Origin of the sequence: Gordonia ajococcus, from assembly GCF_012974285.1 — a bacterium.
Taxonomy (GTDB): Bacteria; Actinomycetota; Actinomycetes; order Mycobacteriales; family Mycobacteriaceae; genus Gordonia; species Gordonia amicalis.
Map to the genome: position 1 here is coordinate 2134907 of NZ_CP052884.1, position 16235 is coordinate 2151141.

Below are 16235 nucleotides of genomic sequence, written 5' to 3' on the forward strand. Positions count from 1 at the left end.
CTCGTCATGCAGGTTTGTGGCTGCAGAAGATCGCGGTGCCGGGGAAGTAGCGTCCGCGAAACGGGCTCCACTGCCCCCATTCGCGATCGTGATCGTCGGGCCACTCGGGTTCGATGATGTCGTCGAGGATGAACCCGGCTGCCCGGAGCTCGCGCACCCGGTCGCCGATGGTCCGGTGGTGCTCGACGTAGGTGATCTGACCACTCGGGTCGGTTTCGGTGTACGGGGTCCGGTTGAAGTACGGGATGTGCACGGTCAGCCCCTCGGGTCCCGGGTCGTCGAGGAACATCCACCGCATCGGATGGTTGACCGCGAAAACCCAACGGCCGCCGGGCTTCAGGACGCGGGCGACCTCGGCCATGACGCCGGCGGAGTCGGCGACGAAGGGGATTGCGCCGAAGGCCGAGCAGGCGGTGTCGAATGACTCGTCGGCGAACGGAAGCGTTTCGGCGGTCGCCTGGATCAGCGGCACGCGCACCTCGTCGGCGTCCATGGCGTCGAGTCCGATCCCGAGCATGCGACGGGACAGGTCGACACCGACGGCGTGTGCGCCGTTGGCCGCCAGCCAGCGGGCACATGGTGCTGAGCCGCAGCCGATCTCGAGGATCGTGCGGCCCCGGATCTCGCCGAGAAGGCCGGCCTCGGACTCGCGGACACCTTCGGGACACCACACGAACTCGCCGCCCCCGGTGTAGGTGCCGAGGAAGGCGCCGTGCTCGTCGTGGTAATTCTCCGCGTCGTAGTCCCACCACCAGCGGCTGGCCCGGTCACTTGTCGCGGAGTCGACGTCGCCCAGGACGCGTGGAGGTCGTACGGAGGTCTCCTGTTCGGTGGTCTCCGAATTCTCACGGTCGTCCTTCGTGGGCATCCTGCGATGATAGGTCCCCGTCCGGTACGGCCCGGCGGCGGCAGAGCCTGTCGAGCGGCCGGGGGCCCGATCACCACGGACGCGGGCGCGGTGTCACCGGGTGCCGGGGACCGGTTCCTCGGATGTGGGGTCGGAACGGGCCGGTTCGGTCGCGTTCGGCGACTGCGGTGCGTGACGGATGGCGATCATCATGGCCACGCCGACCGCGGCCGTGAAGACGCCGACGGCGAGGTACTGCCACGACCGGAAGGGGCCCGGCAGGAATGCGACCGTCGCGATCCACCAGGCGAGAGTCATCGTCGTGAAGCACTGCCACATCAACCGGCTTTGACCGCGAAATGACCTGCGGCGCAGTGTCATCGACGGGCCGAACAGTGCATATGACATGAGGGTCAGTGCCGAACTCGCGAGATAGAGCGGGTCGTCGAACAGGAGTCGCAGATACTCCCACGCGAGGATGGAACCGGTGGTCGCCGCGATGATCAGCAGCGTGAACTGGAAAGGGGACCACGCCGGTGCCAGTTCTCGACGGCCGTATCGGATGAGCTGGGCGAAGAACACGAACTCCAGGAGTGCGGCGCTCAGCAGGCCGAGCCAGAACAGCTGGAGGAACCAGTGGTCATAGGTGGAGAACCAGTCGCGGAAGCGGACGACATAGGCGATGTCGTGGGCAAACCAGAAGAGGGTGCAGGCCAGCGGTATCGAGTAGCTCGAGTCGCGGCGTGCGACGCGTGCTGCCTCGATCAGCCACACCGTCTGGCAGAGCATCGCCACGCCCAGCCCCACCAGCAGTCCGACAGCGTTGGCGTCGATCGCCTCGAGGAGTCGATCTGGCGAATAGGTCACGCGTCTCCTACCGTCCGGCGCCGGTCCGGATCCCGGCACGGAAAAATGGTCGCATGCCAAATTATTTATCGTCAAGACATGTGTCGGACCTGTGGGAGTCGGACGGGTCGAGTGAAGTTCGGGTCACTGGATGAGTTCGTAGAACCGGAAGAAGCCGAAACCCTCGATCGGCAACACCTCGACGCTCTGAAAGCCGGCCTGCTCGGCGTACGACCGGAGGATGGCGGGTCGCATCACTGTGCCGGTGGCCACCGACGGCGGCGAACTCATCGAATCCGGTAGGCAGACGAAGAGTGAGAACCCGTACATCAGTTTGTCCAGTTCGTCTGCGGGGCCGGAGAATTCGTCGGAAACCGCTTCGTCCATGACGATCATCGGCGCACCGGGTGCCAGGGCTTGCCGGGCCGCGGCCAGCACGTCGACGGGCCGCGGCATGTCGTGAAGGCATTCGAACGCGAACGCGGCGTCGAACGGTCCGTGTGCGGTGGCCTCCTCTCCGCCGGCCAGATGGAACTGCACTCGGTCGCCGAGTCCTGCGGCCTCGGCGTTGTCACGCGCCATCTGCACCGATGCCGCATCGACGTCGAGACCGACGAACGTCGCCTCCGGATAGGCGCGGGCCAGGGCGATGGTCGAATGACCCGCGCCGAAGCCGATGTCGGCGATCTTCGCGTCCGGTCGCGACAGTCGCTGATGGAGGTGGGCGACCCTGCCGAGAGCAGGTCCGAGTTCGGTGTCGAACCACGGCTTGTTGAGTGCGGCCTGGCATTCACGCGCGTCCGCTCCGAGTTGTTCCCAGCTGACACCGCCTCCGTTGCGATAAGCATCGAGCAGTTCGGGCAGCCGGCCGAACGAGGCGGCGAACATCCGGGGCAGCGCACCCAGATAGGAACGGCTGGAGGTGTCGGTGAGGACCTCGGCGACGCCGGGTGAGATGGCGAATGTCGTCGGGGTGTCGGACAGGTCGGCGGCGAGGATGCCGAAGGCCGCCTGCATCTCCAGCCATTCACGGGCGTACCGTGCGTCGGTGGCGGTCCGGGCGGCGAGATCGGCGGCGGTGAGTGGACCATGGTCGGCGAGGCACTGATACCAGCCGAGGCGCTCCCCGAGGTAGACGCTCATGGTCTCCGCGGTGGCCAGTGTGGAGTCGAGGAATCGCTCGGCGAATTCATCGGCACTCGGCGCCGTCGGTGCGATGGTCGTGCGGTGCGGGCTCTGTCCGGGCGGTTCGGTGCCATCAGGTGTGATCGTCATGATGGAACGATGGCAGCGTTGGCTCTCGAGCCGGTCACGGTGCGGTTTCGACTCGGTCCGCAGGTCGTCGCCTCAGCACGCCCGCCCGGCCACCACGTGTTCGGTTCCGGCGTCGGGGTCCCAGCGCCGCAATGCGGTGAACGTGCAGATCCGGTCGGGTTTGCCCAGCGACTCGAGTGTGCCCAGTGCTTCGCCGACCTGTGTGAACGACAGGCGTCGGGCGAGGGTGAAGTGCGGGGTCCAGGCGCCCGGGTCCACGTGAGCGAAGGTGCTCGGGGTGGGGTCGTCGTCCTGCACGTCCTCGTCGCGGTGGGCGGTGTGCTCGCGAACCGTCCGTGCGACCTGGGCATGCAGCGACAGCAACTCGGTGCTCGGGACGACGAGCAGCGCGAGCGTATGGCGCGACCCATGGCCGAACACGATGGGCGCACCGATGAGGCAGTTCAGCGGGAGACGCTGGGCGGCGGGGCCGAGGGCGACGTCGGCGGCCGTCGCGATGTGGCGGGCCGCCAGCAGGGTGACGTGCGGACGGTTGGTGTCCGAACGGATGCGCTGGGCGCTGGGCAGGTCGGCGTCGGCGAGCGCGGCCCAGCGGTGCCGGAACCAGTGGTCGGTGTCGTCGTCGGGTAACAACTCGATCGAATGTGCCACGGACGTAGTCAACCAGAGCTCTCCGGATGTACCCGGTGATCCAACTCGCGATCGTGCACCAGGAAAAGGCGGGCGGGCACCGACTGTGCGCTGTGTCCGGACGGCACGTGTCCTCGGTTCCCGGTGGCCCGGAGTGGACGTCCCACCGGTGGTCTCACGGGCATTTGCCCAGCACAACGCCGCTGGAGTAGGCTTGACGAACGCGCGTGTGCTCGATGACGCGCGACAGGCACGCGCCCCGATCGAAATGCTTCTGATCAGGGGTTTCATGCCGTGAAATACCTCAAGAATCGTACCTACTACACACCTGTCCGGAGCAACTCAACATATGTCGTCCCCCACGATCACCTCGCCGCAAGTAGCCATCAATGACATTGGCACTGCCGAGGACTTTCTCGCCGCCATCGACTCCACGATCAAGTACTTCAACGATGGCGACATCGTGGAAGGCACCATCGTCAAGGTCGATCGGGACGAGGTTCTGCTCGACATCGGTTACAAGACCGAAGGCGTCATCCCTTCTCGCGAACTGTCGATCAAGCACGATGTTGACCCCAACGAGGTCGTCAACGTCGGTGACGAGGTCGAGGCCCTGGTCCTCACCAAGGAGGACAAAGAAGGTCGTCTGATCCTCTCCAAGAAGCGTGCGCAGTACGAGCGGGCTTGGGGCACCATCGAGGAGCTCAAGGAGAAGGACGAGGCCGTCAAGGGCACCGTCATCGAGGTCGTCAAGGGCGGCCTGATCCTGGACATCGGCCTGCGCGGCTTCCTCCCGGCATCGCTCGTGGAGATGCGTCGCGTCCGCGATCTGCAGCCGTACATCGGCAAGGAGATCGAGGCCAAGATCATCGAGCTCGACAAGAACCGCAACAACGTGGTCCTGTCGCGTCGCGCATGGCTCGAGCAGACCCAGTCCGAGGTCCGCAGCGAGTTCCTGCACCAGCTCCAGAAGGGCCAGGTCCGCAAGGGCGTCGTGTCCTCGATCGTCAACTTCGGTGCGTTCGTCGATCTCGGCGGCGTCGACGGTCTGGTCCACGTCTCCGAGCTGTCCTGGAAGCACATCGATCACCCGTCCGAGGTCGTCGCCGTGGGCGACGAGGTCACCGTCGAGGTCCTCGACGTCGACCTGGACCGCGAGCGTGTTTCGCTGTCGCTCAAGGCCACCCAGGAAGATCCGTGGCGTCAGTTCGCCCGCACCCACGCGATCGGACAGATCGTTCCGGGCAAGGTCACCAAGCTCGTGCCGTTCGGTGCGTTCGTCCGCGTCGACGAGGGCATCGAGGGTCTGGTCCACATCTCCGAGCTGGCCGAGCGCCACGTCGAGGTGCCGGATCAGGTTGTCGCCGTCAACGACGATGCGATGGTCAAGGTCATCGACATCGACCTCGAGCGTCGTCGTATCTCGCTGAGTCTCAAGCAGGCCAACGAGGACTACACCGAGGAGTTCGACCCCTCGAAGTACGGCATGGCCGACAGCTACGACGAGCAGGGCAACTACATCTTCCCCGAGGGCTTCGACGCCGAGACCAACGAATGGCTCGAAGGCTACGAGAAGCAGCGTGAGGCATGGGAGGCCCGGTACGCCGAGGCCGAGCGTCGCCACAAGATGCACACCGCCCAGATGGAGAAGTTCGCTGCTGCCGCAGCCGAGGCTGCCAACGCCCCGACCGACTACTCGTCGGCTTCGGAGAGCCGCGGTGGCTCGTCGAACACCAGCGGTCCGTCCGCCGGTGGTTCGCTGGCCAGCGACGAGCAGCTCGCCGCTCTGCGCGAGAAGCTGTCGGGCAACGCCTGACACCTCTGCTCACTGAGCACACGAAAGCCCTCCCGGGATCTCCCGGGAGGGCTTTTCGTATGTCCGGGTTCAATCGTCGTGCTCGGATGCCGTCGTGATCTCGTAGTAGTCGGCGACGTCGAAGGCGGTCAGCGACACCCACCGGGATCCTGGCGAGCCGGTGCCGGAGTCCGTCGGCGAGTCGTCGGTCGGTGCCCGGAAGTCCCGTAGCTCCAGTGCCAGTGACGGTTGCCGATCCACCGCAGCCGCCACCGCGTAGAGCCCGGCCAGAATGTGCAGGCATCGGTCACCGCGTGCCCGGCACGAACAGTCTGCGACGTCGAGGACCGCCGGCGACCACGCACCCGATTCCTTCAGCCGACGGTGGACCTCGTCGGACGGTTCGGCCGACGAGCCCAGCAGGTCGCGGAGCACGACGGCTGTCGTGGAGGTCATCGCCGAGAACTCCAGGTGTGCGACCGATGCCTCGCCACCGCGCTGGACCAGTCCCTCCACGTGCCGTCCGTCGACGGTCAGGGTGACACCCCCGTTGCGGGCGATGCTGCGGGCCCGCGGTGCCAACGGGTTCGGGGTCCGGGTCGAGAGCGGTTCGGCGAGCCGGACGATCTCGGCGCCCCACGCGCTGAATCCGAATTCGGCTGGTGTCGTGGTCATTCCGCCTCCCGGATTGCCGGGTCCAGATTTCGGTTGCGCCGGAGGACGGTGATGAGCCGTTCGTCGCTGAGCGCGGTGAGTTCTGCGAGAGCCGAGGACTCGTCGAGATGTGCGCTGAGCGCCGCCTTACGCCGGTGGAGGTTGTCGATGTGTTCCTCCAGCGTCGTGGCGGTCGTCAGCGTGGTGACGGTGACCGGCCGATCCTGCCCGATCCGATGGACACGATCGGACGCCTGGGCCTCGACGGCTGGGTTCCACCAGCGGTCGAAGTGGATGACGTCGCACGCGCGGGTCAGCGTGAGGCCGACGCCGCCGGCCTTCAGGCTCATCACCATGACGTCCGGAGTCCGCCCCGCCTGGAAGTCGGCGACCAGTTCGTCCCGCCGCCCCGGTGTGAGCCCACCGTGGAAGAACGGGATGTCGCAGTCGAATCTGTCGGCCAGATGGTCGGCGAGGAGGTCACCGGTGTCGCGGTACTGCGTGAAGACGAGAGTGGGCGAGCCGGTCTCCATGTTCTCCTCGAGGATCTCCATGCAGCGGTCGAACTTGCCCGACCGGCCCGGCAGGCGGCCGCGGTCGCGGTCGCCGGTGACCAGAGCGGGATGGTTGCAGATCTGCTTCAACCGCGTGAGGGTCGCGAGAATCCGTCCGTGGCGTTCGATTCCGACGCCGAACCCGGCGTCCTCGATCGCGGCCAGATGAGCGTCGTAGAGTTCCGCCTGCTCCGCGGTCAGATCCACGAGCACGGGGTTGTGGATCTTCGGTGGTAGGGCGGAAGCCACCCGGGCTTTGGTCCGGGCCAGCATGACGGGTGCGACGGCGACGCGTAGACGTTGCAGCGCACCGGAATCCCCGTCATCGACCGCACGGGTGAAGCGCCGCCGGAACACGGCCCGGTGCGGGAAGACGGACGGGGCGACCACCCGAAGGATCGCCCACAACTCGTCGAGGCTGTTCTCGATCGGCGTGCCGGTCAGGGCGATCCGCGCCTGCGCATCGACGCGGCGTGCCGCGCGCGAGAGTTGGGTACGGGGATTCTTCAACGCCTGCGCCTCGTCGTAGATCACGGTGGCCCACCTCCGTCCCGCGAGTTCGTCGATGCCCAACCGCAGTCGGGCGTACGAGGTGATCGTGACCGATCCGGCGGTGTCCGGAGCTTCCTCGATGCATCCGGTGTCCACGGCGAGCCCGGGTGCGAATCGGGTGATCTCATGCGCCCAGTTGGTGACCAGGCTCGTCGGGCACACGACGAGTTGCGGTCCGGTCTCGGCGCGGAGCGACAGGAGCCCCACGGCCTGAACCGTCTTGCCCAGTCCCATCTCGTCGGCGAGTACCGCTCCGCCTTCGGATTCGGCGGTGGATGCCAGCCACGCGACACCCCGGACCTGGTAGGGCCGTAGCTGCGCACGGAGGCGATCGCGGAGGAGTTGATCGGTGGTGAGACATGCGCGCATCGCCGTCCGAGCGAAATCTGCGGTGGTCATCGCCGTGCCGGTCGGATCGACCTCGGCATGGGCGGCGAGCGGGAGAGGAGTCTCGTCCTCGCCCCGAAGGAGTTGCTGCCAGACCTGTACCGAAGGCGCATCGGATGCCTGGGTGGCAAGGGCGTCGACGTCGACGAGGTCGCACGACACGTCGCGGACCACGAGGCAACGCCCGGCCGGGACCGCGAGACGGCACGTGTCCGAGCGTGTCCCGGAGTCGTGGGACGACCAGATCGCGAACTGGTGCAGGTCGGGGAGGTAGGTGGCCTGTGTGGTCAGCGGAACTCCTCACTTGGTACGGTGTACGGAATTATTCTCCGTACACCGTACGGGAAAGGAGTACACATGTCGACTGCCGAAGACGCGCGGACCCTTGTGCGCTTGCTGTGGCGCGGACGTGCCGAGCCCGAAGCGCCGAGGCGCGGTCCGCGACAACGGGTCACCGTCGACGAGATGGTCGTCAAGGCGATCGCGCTCGCCGACGATCGAGGATTGAACGCGCTCTCGATGCGGGCGCTAGCGGCTGAACTCGGTGTCGGCCCGATGACTCTCTACACCTACGTGCCCACGCGAGATGTCCTCGTTGCTCTCATGGTGGACCATGTTGCCGGCGACTCGCCGATGCCGAGCCCGGCGACGACGGTTCGGGAATCCCTCGCCTCGGTCGCACGCGTGCTGCGAGCGGAGTACCTGGCACATCCCTGGTTGCTCGACGCCAACCCGTGGCGCCAGGTTCTCGGGCCCCACCGTCTCACCCGCTACGAGCGGCAACTCGAAGTCCTCGAATCCCTGGACATCTCCGACCTCGATCGCGACCACATTCTCGCCCTCCTGGTGGCCTTCGTGACCGGCAACGCCCGGGAAGCGCTGGCCGCCGGCGCCGCGGCGACCGTCAGCGGCATGACCGACGCCCAGTGGTGGGAGGTGGTCGCTCCCGAACTCGACGCGGTGATCCCGGACGGCAGGTTTCCCCTCTCGGGGCGCGTGGGAACTGCGGCCGGCGAACGTCATCAGGCTCCGGGCGCTCCCGACGAAGTGTTCGACTTCGGCCTCGTCTGCCTGCTCGATGGTTTGCGGCCACTCATCGGCGACGACTGAGGTTCTCTCGCACGGATGGTGGCAACCATGCGTTGTTGACAATCATTTTCATTAGAATGTGCACTGTCCGAGTGCTATCACCACGGACAACCCTGACCCGTTCTCTCGCGCTGCTCGCCGCAGCCTCCTTCGCACTCGTCGCATGCGGGGATTCCGACCCCGGGGAGGCGGCGCGCCCCGCGGATTCGTCGACGCCACCCGCGGAACGGCACAGTGCGACACCGCGTCTCAGCCTCAGTTACGACGGCGGAATCCTCGTCCTCGACGCGACCACGCTCGAACAGGTCGCCGACCTGCCGGTCGACGGATTCGTCCGTCTCAACAGCGCGGGCAACGGGCGGCATGTCCTGGTCTCCGAAACCGGCGGCTTCCGGGTCCTCGACGCCGGAACCTGGACCAAGGCGCACGGCGACCACGGGCATCATTACACCGCCGAGCCTTCTCTCACCGAGATGCGCTTCGGCGGAGCAGAACCCGGTCACGTCGTGGTCCACGACTCGCGCATCAGCCTATTCAGCGACGGCACCGGGCAGGTCGACATCGTCGAACCGGCCGAACTACTGCGCGGCAACCCGGTCGCCACCACGTTCACGGTTCCGCAACCCCACCACGGGGTCGCGGTGTTCCGCGGCGACGGATCGGTCGTCGTCACGCGCGGAGACGACGAATCGCGCAGCGGCATCGCAATTCTGGACAAGGAGCGGACCGAGATCGCCCGCAACGACGAATGTCCCGGCGTTCACGGCGAGGCCGCCGCGTCCGCCGGCCGCCTCACCTTCGGCTGTGAGGACGGCATCTTGATCGTCGACGGCAACAACATCCGCAAGGTGACCAGTCCGGACCCCTACGGCCGCATCGGGAACCAGGCCGGTGACCACGGATCGCCGATCGTGCTGGGGGACTACAAGAGTGACCGGGACGCCGAACTCGAACGGCCGACCCGATTCTCGCTCACCGACACCCGTACCGGCGAGCTCCGACTGGTCGATCTCGGCACCTCGTACAGCTTCCGGTCGCTGGAACGCGGCCCCGGGGGGTCTGCGGTGATTCTCGGAACCGACGGCGCGCTGCACGTCTTCGACGTGGAATCCGGGACCCGCACGGCTCGAATCCCGGCGATCGGGGAGTGGAGCGAACCGGACGAATGGCAGTCGCCGATGCCGAATCTCGTCGTGCAGGACGGTGTCGCCTATGTGAGTGAACCGGCGTCGAAGAAGATCATCGCGATCAACCTGGAGACGGGGGCGAAGGTCGCCGAGGCGGGCCTGCCGCACGAGACCGTCGAACTCGCCGCGGTCACCGGTTGACGCGGTCACCGGTTGACCCGACGCGACACACTGGTGCAGCCGGTATGCGCGAGGCGTCGGTGGGTTTGCCAGACTGGTGACGTGATCAGGCTTGGGCTGACCGGCGGCATCGGCGCCGGCAAATCGACCGTGGCAAAGACCTTCGTCGAACGAGGCGCGTACATCATCGACGCGGACAAGATCGCCCGCGAGGTGGTCGAACCCGGGTCGGACGGTCTCGCCGCGCTCGTCGAGGCCTTCGGCCCCGACATCCTGTCCGCCGACGGCAGCCTCAACCGCCCTGCCCTCGCGGCCAAGGCGTTCCTCGACGACGAATCGCGGAAGACGCTCAACGGGATCACCCACCCGCTGATCGGCGCACGCACCCAGGAGTTGCTCGAAGCGGCACCCGACGACGCGATCGTCGTCCAGGACATCCCGCTGCTGGTGGAGAACCACACAGCGCCCTTCTTCCATCTCGTGGTGATCGTGTTCGCGGACGCCGACGTCCGACTGCATCGCCTCACCACGATGCGCGGCGTCGACGAAGCCGATGCGCGAGCGCGAATCGCGGCTCAGGCCACCGACGAGCAGCGGCGCGCGGTCGCGGATGTCTGGCTCGACAATTCCGGATCGGCCGACGATCTCGCGGCCGCCGCCGCGCGGGTCTGGGATGACCGGCTCGTACCGTTCGAGGCCAACGTCCGTGCACGCCGGGTCGCCGAGCCGGTCCCCGCACTCGTTGCGGCCGAACCCAATCCGGACGGCCCGGCGCCGCGGCTGGTCAACCGGCTGTGGGCGATCGCGGGCGAGCGGGCGACCGCCGTCGAGATCACCGATGCGGCGAAGGCCGAGCTGCGCATCACCGCCCGCGACGGCGCCGCATCGGCCGAACTCGCCGACCTCCTCGCGGTCGGTGGGTTCGCTCCGGCCGGGCCCGGCGTCCACGGCTCCTGCGATCCCGGGCGGCCCGCCACCGTGCGGATCGAGACCGCCTGAGGCGCTCGCCCGAACTGACTACGAATGTTTCCTGAATCGGCCACATCGTGGGCCCGGCGCTGTTAGCTTTGCGACACGCACCGATTCCGGTGCGGATCAACCAGCTGTCACGGCGCTGTGAGGAGCACACATGTGGGGTCAGGGTAGTCCGAATCGGGTGCGTACCGTCGTCGGCGGCATCGCTGTCGGTGCGGCCGTCACGGCCGCCGTCGTGACCGCGGCGCCGGCTGACGCCGCCCTGCAGGCAATCGCCGTCGACACCCTGCCCGGCTACGGTTCGTCGGCCAACGGCTCATCGAACTACGGTCTCTACGGTGCCGGTTGTTCCTACAAGCTGTCGGTGATCGTCGGCGACCCCGAGTCGGCGAAGTCGACGCTGAAGATCACCTCCACGCGAGCCGGGCGGACGGTGACGATCTACAACGCCAGGCCCTCGACCGTCGAGGTCAAGCCGACCTGGCGGCCCGCCGCGCCCGGACGTCACGTGCTCACCGCGACCCTCGACGGCGTGGTCAGGTCGCGGACCGTCGACGTCGGCACCGGAGTGCACCGCAGTTCATCCGGAACGGGGCATGCTTCGTGCTCCCGACCTACTGAGATCCCCTACCTACTGGGATCCCCGAGGTACCGGGACCCCCGACCCGACTGGGTCTACCGGCCGTAGCCGGGCCGGTGGTCCCGGAAGAACACCACGCCGCCGGCGGTGTCGTCGAGCCACGCCTGCACATCGTTGCCGTGCGCGGCCGCCCCGACAAGCGCGCGGGTCGCGATCTCGACCGCCTCCACGCACCGGGTGTTGTCGAGCAATCCGCACCGGTGTGCCTCGAAGATCTCGTCGACGTCGATGAGCTCCAGCGGTGAGCCCGGCACGTCGACGAGGTCGAGGTACCAGTCCTCGGCGTACCAGCGGCCGCGTTCGTCGGGTCCGACGAACCGCCCGATGTCGAGGTACAGACGCTGATCCGCCCGATAACCACCTTGATAGTGAAAGATGTTGGCGCGCAACCCCAGTCCGGGGAGCAGCCACGACTCGAGGTGGTCGAACCGCGGGTGACCGGGCGCGGGGCGCGACATGTAGAGGCCGTAATCGGTGACGCGGTACTCCTCGACCTCGCGGACGAATCCCTTGTTGTCGGTGTTCGTCATGGCGGGCACATCGAACACCTCCCGCTTGGGCGGGTGCAGCGAATGGGTTGCGGCGGCCGGCGCGGCGGTGGTCGGACCGCTGTTGCTCGTCATGCCCCGAATGTAGTGGCGGCCGCCGCCGAACTCAGCCCGAAAACCGGAGTTGTTCCCGGTCTGCGTCCCGCGTCGGACCCGGGGGCCGCGACCGCGCGGGAACACTCCTGTCGTACGGCGCGTTTACCCTGGCACTATGGCTTTTGCAGCAGAACGTCCGGTGCTCGCGCACTCCGAGTTCCGTCCGATCGGCGAGATCGAGCGCACCGAAGCCCGTTTCGAGGTGGTCAGCGAGTACGAGCCCGCAGGTGACCAGCCCGCCGCCATCAAGGACTTGACCGCCCGGATCCAGGCCGGGGAGAAGGACATCGTGCTCCTCGGTGCCACGGGTACCGGCAAGTCGGCCACCACCGCGTGGCTCATCGAGCAGGTCCAACGCCCCACCCTGGTGATGGCACCCAACAAGACACTCGCCGCGCAGCTCGCGAACGAGCTCCGCGAGATGCTGCCCAACAACGCGGTTGAGTACTTCGTGTCGTACTACGACTACTACCAACCCGAGGCGTACATCGCGCAGACCGACACCTACATCGAGAAGGACTCGTCGATCAACGACGACGTCGAACGACTCCGCCACTCGGCGACGTCGAGCCTGCTCTCGCGTCGTGATGTCGTGGTGGTCGCCTCGGTGTCGTGCATCTACGGCCTGGGCACCCCGCAGTCCTACCTCGACCGCTCGGTCGAGCTCGAGGTGGGCCAGGAGATCGACCGCGACGCCCTGCTGCGGCTTCTCGTCGACGTGCAGTACACCCGTAACGACACGGCGTTCACCCGGGGCAGCTTCCGTGTCCGTGGCGACACCGTCGAGATCATCCCGTCCTACGAGGAACTCGCGGTGCGCATCGAGTTCTTCGGCGACGAGGTCGAGTCGCTCTACTATCTGCATCCGCTCACCGGTGACGTCGTCCGCCAGGTCGACACGTTGCGCATCTTCCCGGCCACCCACTACGTCGCGGGTCCGGAGCGGATGGAGCGGGCGATGGCCTCGATCGAGCAGGAACTCGAGGAACGGCTCGCCGAGCTCGAGGCGAAGGGCAAGTTGCTCGAGGCCCAGCGCCTACGGATGAGGACGACCTATGACCTCGAGATGATGCGCCAGGTCGGGTTCTGCTCGGGTATCGAGAACTACTCCCGCCACATCGACGGTCGCTCGGCGGGAAGCGCGCCCGCGACCCTGATCGACTACTTCCCGGACGACTTCCTCATGGTCATCGACGAGTCGCACGTGACCGTGCCGCAGATCGGCGGCATGTACGAGGGCGACATGTCCCGCAAGCGCAATCTCGTCGAGTACGGCTTCCGTCTACCGTCGGCCGTCGACAACCGCCCGCTGACCTGGGACGAGTTCGTCGACCGCATCGGTCAGACCGTGTATCTGTCGGCGACGCCGGGACCATACGAACTCGGTCAGTCGAACGGCGAGTTCGTCGAGCAGGTGATCCGCCCGACCGGTCTGGTGGACCCGCAGGTCGTGGTCAAGCCGACCAAGGGGCAGATCGACGATCTGGTCCACGAGATCCGGCAGCGCACCGAGCGCGACGAACGCGTCCTTGTCACCACGCTCACCAAGAAAATGGCCGAGGACCTCACCGACTATCTGCTGGAACTGGGAATCCGCGTGCGGTACCTGCATTCGGAGGTCGACACCCTGCGTCGTGTCGAGTTGCTTCGGCAGCTCCGGTCGGGTGACTACGACGTCCTCGTCGGCATCAACCTCCTCCGCGAGGGGCTCGACCTCCCGGAGGTGTCGCTGGTCGCGATCCTCGACGCCGACAAAGAAGGGTTCCTGCGGAGCACCACCTCGCTGATCCAGACCATCGGCCGTGCGGCCCGCAACGTGTCGGGCGAGGTGCACATGTACGCCGACAAGATCACCGACTCGATGCGCAATGCCATCGACGAGACCGAGCGTCGCCGCGAGAAGCAGATCGCCTACAACAAGGAGCGCGGTCTCGACCCGAAGCCGTTGCGCAAGAAGATCGCCGACATCCTCGACCAGGTGTACCGCGAAGCCGAGGACGAGGCGGTCGCGGTCGGCGGTTCGGGCCGCAACGCCAGCCGTGGCCGCCGGGCGCAGGGCGAGGTGTCGAAGGCCGGCAGTGCGGGCGTGATCGAGAAGCGGGACGTGTCGACGATGCCGCGCGCCGAACTCGCCGACCTGGTGTCGCAGCTGACCGATCAGATGATGAGCGCCGCCCGCGACCTGCAGTTCGAGCTGGCGGGCCGGCTGCGCGACGAGATCGCCGACCTGAAGAAGGAACTGCGGGGAATGGACGCGGCAGGCATCAAGTAGGGCGGTGACCTGCGAAGTCCCCGGGACCGTTGCTTCCGGACGGTGTGCCGATCACCACGATCGGCGGACAGACACGCCGTGGCAAACTAATGTCCCGGTGAAAGAACCCTGCAATATGGGGGATATTAGGTGACGCCTCGCTGATGGGCAGCGAGGCGAATTCATGTCGGAGGTTGGGATGAGCGCATACGAGACCATCGTCGTCGGGACCGACGGCTCGGAGTCGTCGATGAAGGCGGTGGAACGTGCGGGGGCACTCGCGGGCGAACGCGCGCAGTTGGTGATCGCGTGCGCGTATTTCCCCAGCGAGCGCGGCGCCGGGGAGGCGGCCGACATCCTCAAGGACGAGGCCTACCAGGTCACCGGCTCGACGCCGACCGAGGAGATCCTGCGGACCGCCAAGGAACGCGCGTCCAAGGCCGGAGCCGCCACCATCGTCCAGCGCCCCGTCAAGGGTGCGCCGGTCGACGCACTGCTCCAGCTCGTGAGCGACGTGAAGGCCGATCTCCTGGTGGTCGGTAACCGCGGCCTGAACTCGATCGCCGGGCGCCTGCTCGGATCGGTGCCGGCCGATGTGGCGCGCAAGTCGGCGTGCGACGTGCTGATCGTGCACACCACGGGTTAGTACAGCTAGTCGCCCGCCGGCTTCGAGCTGACGAGCCAGTCCCCGCCTCAGCGGGCCTCCGGAAACCCTCCGGCGCGCCCGAGGAGAGCGGGGACGCTCTTTTCCAGGGACCTGCCCAGCCATTCCGCGGCGTCGATCAGTCCGTACATGTCGACACCGGTCGAGATGTTCGACCGGTCGAGCGCATACAGCAGATCCTCCGACGCGATGTTGCCCGTCGCCGCGGGCGCGAAGGGGCAACCGCCGAAACCGCCGATGGACGCGTCGAGCGCACTGGCCCCGGTGTCCAGGGCGGTCAGCGCATTGGCGTAGCCGGTGTTGCGCGTGTTGTGGAAATGCCAGCGCTGCGGAATCCCGGGCGCGTGTGCGGCGGCCAGATCGGCGAGCGTGCGCACCTGCGCCGGAACGCCGACGCCGATGGTGTCGGCCAGGGCGATCTCGTCCGGCGCCGCACCGTCGGTGAGCCGCGCGATGATCTCGCCGACCCACTCCGGTGCGACCTCTCCGGAGAACGGACAGCCGAAGGACACGGCGATGGTCACCGTCGTCCGGAGACCGGCTGCTCGCGCATCGCGCACGACGTCGACGGCGGCGGCGACGCCCTCGTCGACACTGCAGCCCTGGTTCCGCTGACTGAACTCCTCGGTCGCGACGACCACGACGTTGACCTCGTCGACGGCTGCGGTGAGTGCACGGTCGAGACCTCGTCGGTTGAGGACCAGTCCGATGTAGGAGACGCCGTCGACTCGCGGCACCCGCGCCATGACCTCTTCGGCGCCGGCCATTTGCGGCACCCGCTTCGGGTTGACGAAGCTGACCGCCTCGACGCGACTGATCCCCGCTTCGACACTGCGGGAGATCAGCTCGACCTTGTCGTCCACCGACAAAATGGTCTGTTCGTTCTGGAGGCCGTCTCGAGGGCCGACCTCGACCAATTGCACGCTTTTCATGTGCCCAATCTTGCCCCGTCGGGGATGGCGGGCGCGAGGAGATCCGTTCCATCGAGCGGATGTCGGTCGAACGACCGAATCCAAACCGCAACGTAAGTGCTGTCGCGCTACAGAAGTGAACGAAGTGACTCCGTGGGACTTCCGTGGTCCCACCAGTCACAGCAGTTCGCGGCAGCGTGCGGAGCGTCGTGTG

General features: G+C 67.0%; 15 protein-coding genes. 7 read left to right on the forward strand and 8 right to left on the reverse strand.

Features of this window, described 5'->3' with window-relative positions:
• Positions 1-4: 4 nt before the first annotated feature.
• The 4 genes from GAA2_RS09775 to GAA2_RS09790 all read right to left on the reverse strand — a co-directional run bounded on the left by GAA2_RS09775 (position 5) and on the right by GAA2_RS09790 (position 3619).
• A complete protein-coding gene (locus GAA2_RS09775; protein WP_006437330.1) occupies positions 5-868 on the reverse strand; it encodes a class I SAM-dependent methyltransferase in 864 nt (287 codons plus the stop codon).
• Between the two features lie 93 nt (positions 869-961).
• Positions 962-1714, reverse strand: a complete 753-nt coding sequence (locus GAA2_RS09780; protein ID WP_006437331.1) for a hypothetical protein — start codon at positions 1712-1714, stop codon at positions 962-964.
• A 123-nt stretch (positions 1715-1837) separates the two neighbouring features.
• Positions 1838-2968, reverse strand: coding sequence for a class I SAM-dependent methyltransferase (locus GAA2_RS09785; RefSeq protein WP_006437332.1), 1131 nt, complete (start codon positions 2966-2968; stop codon positions 1838-1840).
• A 72-nt stretch (positions 2969-3040) separates the two neighbouring features.
• Positions 3041-3619 (reverse strand): 2'-5' RNA ligase family protein, encoded by a 579-nt coding sequence (locus GAA2_RS09790; RefSeq protein WP_191834926.1) that lies wholly within the window; start codon positions 3617-3619, stop codon positions 3041-3043.
• Positions 3620-3947: 328 nt separating this feature from the next.
• Here GAA2_RS09790 and rpsA point away from each other — a divergent pair, with 328 nt between their 5' ends.
• Positions 3948-5414, forward strand: a complete 1467-nt coding sequence (gene rpsA / locus GAA2_RS09795) for a 30S ribosomal protein S1 (RefSeq protein ID WP_006437334.1) — start codon at positions 3948-3950, stop codon at positions 5412-5414.
• Positions 5415-5483: 69 nt separating this feature from the next.
• Here the strand turns inward: rpsA and GAA2_RS09800 are convergent, their stop codons facing one another.
• Positions 5484-6068 carry an SWIM zinc finger family protein gene (locus GAA2_RS09800; RefSeq protein WP_006437335.1) on the reverse strand — a complete coding sequence of 195 codons (585 nt, stop codon included), beginning with the start codon at positions 6066-6068 and terminating at the stop codon, positions 5484-5486.
• A complete protein-coding gene (locus GAA2_RS09805) occupies positions 6065-7702 on the reverse strand; it encodes a DEAD/DEAH box helicase (RefSeq protein WP_248664731.1) in 1638 nt (545 codons plus the stop codon). The genes GAA2_RS09800 and GAA2_RS09805 overlap by 4 nt, the downstream gene beginning before the upstream one ends.
• 195 nt (positions 7703-7897) lie before the next feature.
• Here GAA2_RS09805 and GAA2_RS09810 point away from each other — a divergent pair, with 195 nt between their 5' ends.
• From GAA2_RS09810 to GAA2_RS09825, 4 genes are all read left to right on the forward strand, one after another.
• The gene (locus GAA2_RS09810) at positions 7898-8650 is read left to right on the forward strand and encodes a TetR/AcrR family transcriptional regulator (RefSeq protein ID WP_006437337.1); all 753 of its coding nucleotides are present in this window, start codon (positions 7898-7900) and stop codon (positions 8648-8650) included.
• Positions 8651-8721: 71 nt separating this feature from the next.
• Complete coding sequence (gene aztD / locus GAA2_RS09815; protein WP_191834928.1) at positions 8722-9957, forward strand: zinc metallochaperone AztD; 1236 nt, start codon at positions 8722-8724, stop codon at positions 9955-9957.
• Positions 9958-10038: 81 nt separating this feature from the next.
• A complete protein-coding gene (gene coaE, locus GAA2_RS09820; RefSeq protein WP_006437339.1) occupies positions 10039-10935 on the forward strand; it encodes a dephospho-CoA kinase in 897 nt (298 codons plus the stop codon).
• A gap of 130 nt (positions 10936-11065) precedes the next feature.
• Positions 11066-11599, forward strand: a complete 534-nt coding sequence (locus tag GAA2_RS09825) for a hypothetical protein (protein ID WP_232512993.1) — start codon at positions 11066-11068, stop codon at positions 11597-11599.
• Here GAA2_RS09825 and GAA2_RS09830 read toward each other — a convergent pair.
• Complete coding sequence (locus GAA2_RS09830; protein ID WP_040004870.1) at positions 11587-12174, reverse strand: DUF402 domain-containing protein; 588 nt, start codon at positions 12172-12174, stop codon at positions 11587-11589. The two genes, GAA2_RS09825 and GAA2_RS09830, sit on opposite strands and share 13 nt — an antisense overlap.
• A 136-nt stretch (positions 12175-12310) precedes the next feature.
• On the opposite strand from GAA2_RS09830, the gene uvrB reads away from it, so the two are divergent.
• Both uvrB and GAA2_RS09840 read left to right on the forward strand, forming a co-directional pair.
• Positions 12311-14467, forward strand: a complete 2157-nt coding sequence (uvrB, locus tag GAA2_RS09835; protein WP_040004871.1) for an excinuclease ABC subunit UvrB — start codon at positions 12311-12313, stop codon at positions 14465-14467.
• A gap of 178 nt (positions 14468-14645) precedes the next feature.
• Positions 14646-15092: a universal stress protein gene (locus tag GAA2_RS09840; protein WP_191834929.1), complete on the forward strand. Its 447-nt coding sequence runs from the start codon at positions 14646-14648 to the stop codon at positions 15090-15092.
• Between the two features lie 47 nt (positions 15093-15139).
• Here the strand turns inward: GAA2_RS09840 and GAA2_RS09845 are convergent, their stop codons facing one another.
• The gene (locus GAA2_RS09845; protein ID WP_040004872.1) at positions 15140-16042 is read right to left on the reverse strand and encodes a hydroxymethylglutaryl-CoA lyase; all 903 of its coding nucleotides are present in this window, start codon (positions 16040-16042) and stop codon (positions 15140-15142) included.
• Positions 16043-16235: the final 193 nt, after the last annotated feature.